Source organism: Nonomuraea aridisoli (assembly GCF_003236395.1).
In the GTDB taxonomy this organism is placed as follows: Bacteria; Actinomycetota; Actinomycetes; order Streptosporangiales; family Streptosporangiaceae; genus Nonomuraea; species Nonomuraea aridisoli.
Genome location: NZ_POUD01000447.1, coordinates 1 through 4,391, shown reverse-complemented (window position 1 = coordinate 4,391; position 4,391 = coordinate 1). Strand labels below are relative to the sequence as shown.

The following is a 4,391-nucleotide window of genomic DNA, read 5'->3' as shown; positions in this document are numbered from 1 at the left end:
ACCCCCTACCGCCCGACCCGCACCGCCGGACTGGGACTGGCCGGTGGGATTGTCGGTGGCGGCTGGCAGAGTGTGCGCGTGGCTCAACCGCTGAAAGAGATGATCAACGCTGCGTCCGTGTCGGTGCTGGCCGACGGGCTGACGGCGACCTGGGGGTCGTTCCCGAAGGCCCGGTTCACCGCGCGGGCCCTCGACGGGCTCGACGAGCTGGAGCTCAAGGCGCGCGTCGCCCACGTCGCCGCGGCCCTGCACGATGCGCTGCCTCTCCCCTATCCGCAGGCCGCAGAGATCGTGCGCGCGTGTGCGTCGCAGGTGACGCTCGACATGTGGAGCGGCTGGCCGGCCACCGACCACACCGCCGCCCGCGGGCTCGACCACCTGGAGGCGGGGATGTCCACGCTGGCCGCGTTGACCCCGTACGCGACGGGCGAGTTCGCCGTGCGGCCCTTTCTGGAGCGCCACCGCGACGCAGCTCTGGCGATCATGTACGACTGGGCCACGTCCCCCGACGAGCATTTGCGCCGCCTGGCCTCCGAGGGGTCGCGCCCGCGGCTGCCGTGGGCGGGGCGCGTCGGCTGGCTGATGACGCCAGGGCCGACGCTGCCCCTGCTCGACCGGCTGCGCGACGACCCGAGCGCATACGTCCGCCGCTCGGTCGCCAACCACGTCAACGACCTGGCGAAAGATCATCCCGAGGCGGCGCTGGAGCTGCTGGCCCGGTGGCGGGCCGAGGGTGGCTCCCACGTCGAGGCGGTGCTGCGGCACGCGGTGCGCGGGCTGCTGCGCGCCGGTCATCCTGAGGCGCTGGCGCTGGTGGGCGCCACCCCGGGAAGCGGCGCGGTCGACGTGCTGACGCTGGAGTCCGACGCCGTGGCGGTCGGCGACCGCCTGGGGTTCGCGGTCACGGTGACGGCGGGGGCGCCCGGCCCGGTGCTGCTGAAATACGCCATCCGGCGGCCGGGGTCGCGACGCGTCTTCCACCTGGGGCAACGCGAGGCCGACGGGGCCGGGGCGACGTTCACCGTCCGCAAGACCCACTCGTTCCGCCCGGTGACAACACGGGACGATTCACCGGGACCCCGCGAGCTGGAGGTGATCGTCAACGGCCGCGTAGCCGCCACCACCGCGTTCACCCTCCTCCCAGCCCCGAACTGACCCACCGACCGGGCAGCCCGGGAGGTGAGCCACCGAACAGGGATACCGGGAGGTGAACCGCAAGCCAGGAATCCCGGTAGGCGACCGCAGGACAGAAGGCCCGGGGGGCGAGCCGCAGGCCAGTAGATCTCGTGGCATGAGCCGCCGGGCAAGAGGCCCCGGGGAGTGAGCCGCAGGACACGAAGCACCGGGGAGTGAGTCAGCGACCTGGGAGTCCCGGGGTGAGCTGCAGACCAGGAAGTCCCGGGAGGTGAGTCGCCGGCAGGAACCCCGGGTGGGGGCGTGGTCAGTGGTCTGTGTGGAGGATCTCGTGGTCCCAGCGGTCGCGGGGCTGGGTGTGCAGGAGCCAGTAGTGCTCGGCGATGTCGTCCGGGGCGAACGGCGTGCCGGGCGCGACCGGGCCGTCGACCGTGACGGAGGCCACGTGCACCCCCGCCGGGCCGTACTCCTCGTCCAGCATCGTCACCAGCGTCCGGACGCCGGCCTTGCCGAGGGAGAGGCTGACGTACGCGGCCTTGGGGCGCGGCATGCCGCCGGTGACGAGAAACGTGCCGCCGCCCCTGCGGGCCATCGCGGGGGCGACGTGCGCGGCGGTGATCAGCGCGCCCACCACGTTGACCGCCCAGGCGTCGAGCTGTGCCCGCGCCGTCGCCTCGCCGGGCGAGTCGGGGCGGACGACCGCGGCGTTGTAGACCACGACGTCGGGCGTGCCCAGCTCGCCCACCGCCGCGTCCAGCGCGCCGCGCAGTTCGTCCTCGTCGGCGCAGTCGGCCCGGTAGCCGAGCGCCCCCTCCACGCCGAGCGTTCCGCCGCCGCGCGAGATCAGCGCCAGCGGCAGCCCCTCCTTCGCGAACCTTCGGGCGACCGACCGCCCGATCCCCGGCCCTGCCCCCACGATCACCACTCCGGGCATCATCGGCTCCTTCCTCGTTGTTGCCGTGACCGTAAGGCGTCACATCGATGTGAAGGTCAAGGGAGCGCATGAGGATCGGTGACCTCGCCCGCGAGACCGGCGTGAGCAGGCGGCTGCTGCGCTACTACGAGGAGCAGGGGCTGCTGCGCCCGCTCCGGCTGCCCAACGGCTACCGCGAATACGGCGACGCCGACGTGGCCGCCGTGCGCCGCATCCGCGCGATGCTCGCGGCCGGCCTGCCCACCACGGTCATCGCGCGGCTGCTCGACTGCGTCCACGACGACGGCGACCGCCTGGTGCCGGAGGCCTGCCCGGGCATGATCGCCGGCCTGCGGCGGGAGCGCCACCGCATCGCCGAGACGATCGAACGGCTGCGGACCTCCCAGCGGGCGCTCGACGGCTTGCTTTCCGCCGCCGGAGAGCAACGCTGACGGTCCTTGCGTTGCGCCGCCGCAGAGCAGCACCGACGGTCCTGGCTTTCCGCCGCTGCGGAGCGGGGCTGACGGTCAGGGCCGTAGGTCGGTGCGTGCCTGTCCGGTGGTGGGGTCGTAGGGCACCGAGAGGTGCTGGTGGACCATCACCCATGCGCCGCCCCGCCGCTGGAAGACCCTGGTGGCGCGCGACCAGCTCTCGGCGGATTCGCCGACGCGGACCCGGTCGAGCCCCCATGCGACCGCGAGGTCGTCCCGGGCGAGGATCTTGAGGTCGGGGACGGCCAGGGTGACGCCGTCGTCGCCGGCGGCGTCGAGACCGCGGGCGCAGACCTGCCGGACCGCGTCCTTGCCGACGTACTGGAGGGGCGTCTCCTGCTGGTACGAGACCACGTCGTCGGCGACGGCGGCCATCATGCCGTCCAGGTCACCGGCGGCGGTGCCCTCGTACCAGCGTTGGTGCACCCGCCGCACCTCCTGCTCGGCCGCGGCCGAGTCGGCGAGCGGGAACGAGTGGTGCTCGTGCGCGATCACCCACCGGCCGCCCTCCTTGCGCAGGCCGAACGTCAGCCGGAGGCGCACGTCCGGGTCGTCGGCGCCCGTCCCGCAGCGCAGCAGCGCGTACGCGAACGCCACGTCGACGCCCGCGGTGACCTCCAGCGAAAGGATCTCGAACGAGCCCTCCCCCAGCTGCCATTCGAGGAACGGCGGCCACGTCTTGCGGTACGCCTCGATGCCCCGGACGCCCTCCTGCGGCGGCGGCACGTCGAACATCACGATGTCGGCGGCGTGATCGGCGAGCACGCCGTCCAGGTCGCCGGCGTGCACGGCCTCGGCCCAGCGTTCGATGAGGGCGCGGATCCGCTCTTCGTCGGTGGACATGACGATGGTCTCCCTTCGGATGGAACTCCTGACGGGACTACAACCCGCGCCACTCCGGAAACTCATCGCTCCCCAGCTCAGCGGGCAGGCCGAACTCGGTCAGGTCCGCCTCCAGGAACGACACCACCTCCGCGACCTCGCCGCCGCGCACGACCAGCACGTCCAGCCCGCCGGGAGCGTACGCGGCCTTCGCGTCGTCCCACAGGTACGTGCCGAACGCGAGCTGCCCGTTGGCCCGCGCCGGCAGGAACCGCCAGCGCCACCGCAGCGGCCCGTCCAGCAGGAAGGCGCGGATGCCCGGCCGGCCGCGGTACCAGGCGGTGACGGGCGGCATCGAGTACTTCGCGTCCTCGGTCAGCATGGCCACGATGGCGTCGACGTCGCCGGCCTCCCAGGCGGCGGCGTACCGGCGGGCGAGCTCCCGCCGGCCCGGCTCTTCGAGCTCCTGCCGCTGGGTGGTCTCGGGGAGCAGGCCGTCCATCGCCTTGCGGGCGCGCTGCAGAGCGCTGTTGACGGCCGCGACCGTGGTGTCCAGCTGGCCGGCGACCTCCTGCGCGGCGTACCCGAGGACGTCCCGCAGCAGCAGCACGGCGCGCTGCACGGGCGTGAGATGCTGCAGCGCCGCCACGAACGCCAGCTCCACGCTCTCGCGCGCCACCGCCCGCGCCTCCGGCCCCAGCTCCGCCGTCCACCCCATCAACCGGTCCGGGTACGGCTCCAGCCACGCCGCCTCAGCCGCCGGCACGCCGCCCGAGCTCAGGTCGGCGGGCAGCTCACGGCGGGCCCTGCGTTCGAGCAGGGTGAGCGAACGGTTCGTCGCGATCTTGTAAAGCCACGGCCGGACCGACCCGCGATCCTCCAACCGCGCCAACCCCCGCCACGCCCGATCCAACGTCTCCTGTACGACATCATCGGCGTCATGTGCCGACCCCAGCATCCGATAACAATGGGCCCGCAACTCGTCCCGCAACGGCCCGACAAGCCGCCCGAACGCCTCCCCGTCCCCCCGC

5 protein-coding genes are annotated in these 4,391 nt (G+C 73.3%); 2 read left to right on the top strand and 3 right to left on the bottom strand.

The genetic code is table 11. From position 1 onward, the window contains the following. Nucleotides 1–99 precede the first annotated feature (99 nt). Nucleotides 100–1,155, top strand: a complete 1,056-nt coding sequence (locus C1J01_RS46485) for a YhaZ family DNA alkylation repair protein (RefSeq protein WP_111185387.1) — start codon at nt 100–102, stop codon at nt 1,153–1,155. A 286-nt stretch (nt 1,156–1,441) separates the two neighbouring features. Here C1J01_RS46485 and C1J01_RS46480 read toward each other — a convergent pair whose 3' ends face one another. Continuing rightward, nucleotides 1,442–2,071, bottom strand: coding sequence for an SDR family NAD(P)-dependent oxidoreductase (locus C1J01_RS46480; protein WP_268958818.1), 630 nt, complete (start codon nt 2,069–2,071; stop codon nt 1,442–1,444). A 65-nt stretch (nt 2,072–2,136) separates the two neighbouring features. Between C1J01_RS46480 and C1J01_RS46475 the strand changes: the two genes are divergently transcribed. Beyond that, a complete protein-coding gene (locus C1J01_RS46475; protein WP_111185386.1) occupies nt 2,137–2,499 on the top strand; it encodes a MerR family transcriptional regulator in 363 nt (120 codons plus the stop codon). A 75-nt stretch (nt 2,500–2,574) separates the two neighbouring features. Here C1J01_RS46475 and C1J01_RS46470 read toward each other — a convergent pair whose 3' ends face one another. Both C1J01_RS46470 and C1J01_RS46465 read right to left on the bottom strand, forming a co-directional pair. Next, complete coding sequence (locus C1J01_RS46470) at nt 2,575–3,381, bottom strand: nuclear transport factor 2 family protein (RefSeq protein ID WP_111185385.1); 807 nt, start codon at nt 3,379–3,381, stop codon at nt 2,575–2,577. A gap of 37 nt (nt 3,382–3,418) precedes the next feature. Next, nucleotides 3,419–4,391 (bottom strand): sigma-70 family RNA polymerase sigma factor (locus tag C1J01_RS46465; RefSeq protein WP_111185384.1); only part of this gene is annotated, 973 nt, incomplete at its 5' end.

Excerpts from the sequence above, each read along its gene's own strand:
- C1J01_RS46485 (WP_111185387.1), top strand. The coding sequence starts at position 100 with ATGATCAACGCTGCGTCCGTGTCGGTGCTGGCCGACGGGCTGACGGCG.
- C1J01_RS46480 (WP_268958818.1), bottom strand. The coding sequence starts at position 2,071 with ATGATGCCCGGAGTGGTGATCGTGGGGGCAGGGCCGGGGATCGGGCGG.
- C1J01_RS46475 (WP_111185386.1), top strand. The coding sequence starts at position 2,137 with ATGAGGATCGGTGACCTCGCCCGCGAGACCGGCGTGAGCAGGCGGCTG.
- C1J01_RS46470 (WP_111185385.1), bottom strand. The coding sequence starts at position 3,381 with ATGTCCACCGACGAAGAGCGGATCCGCGCCCTCATCGAACGCTGGGCC.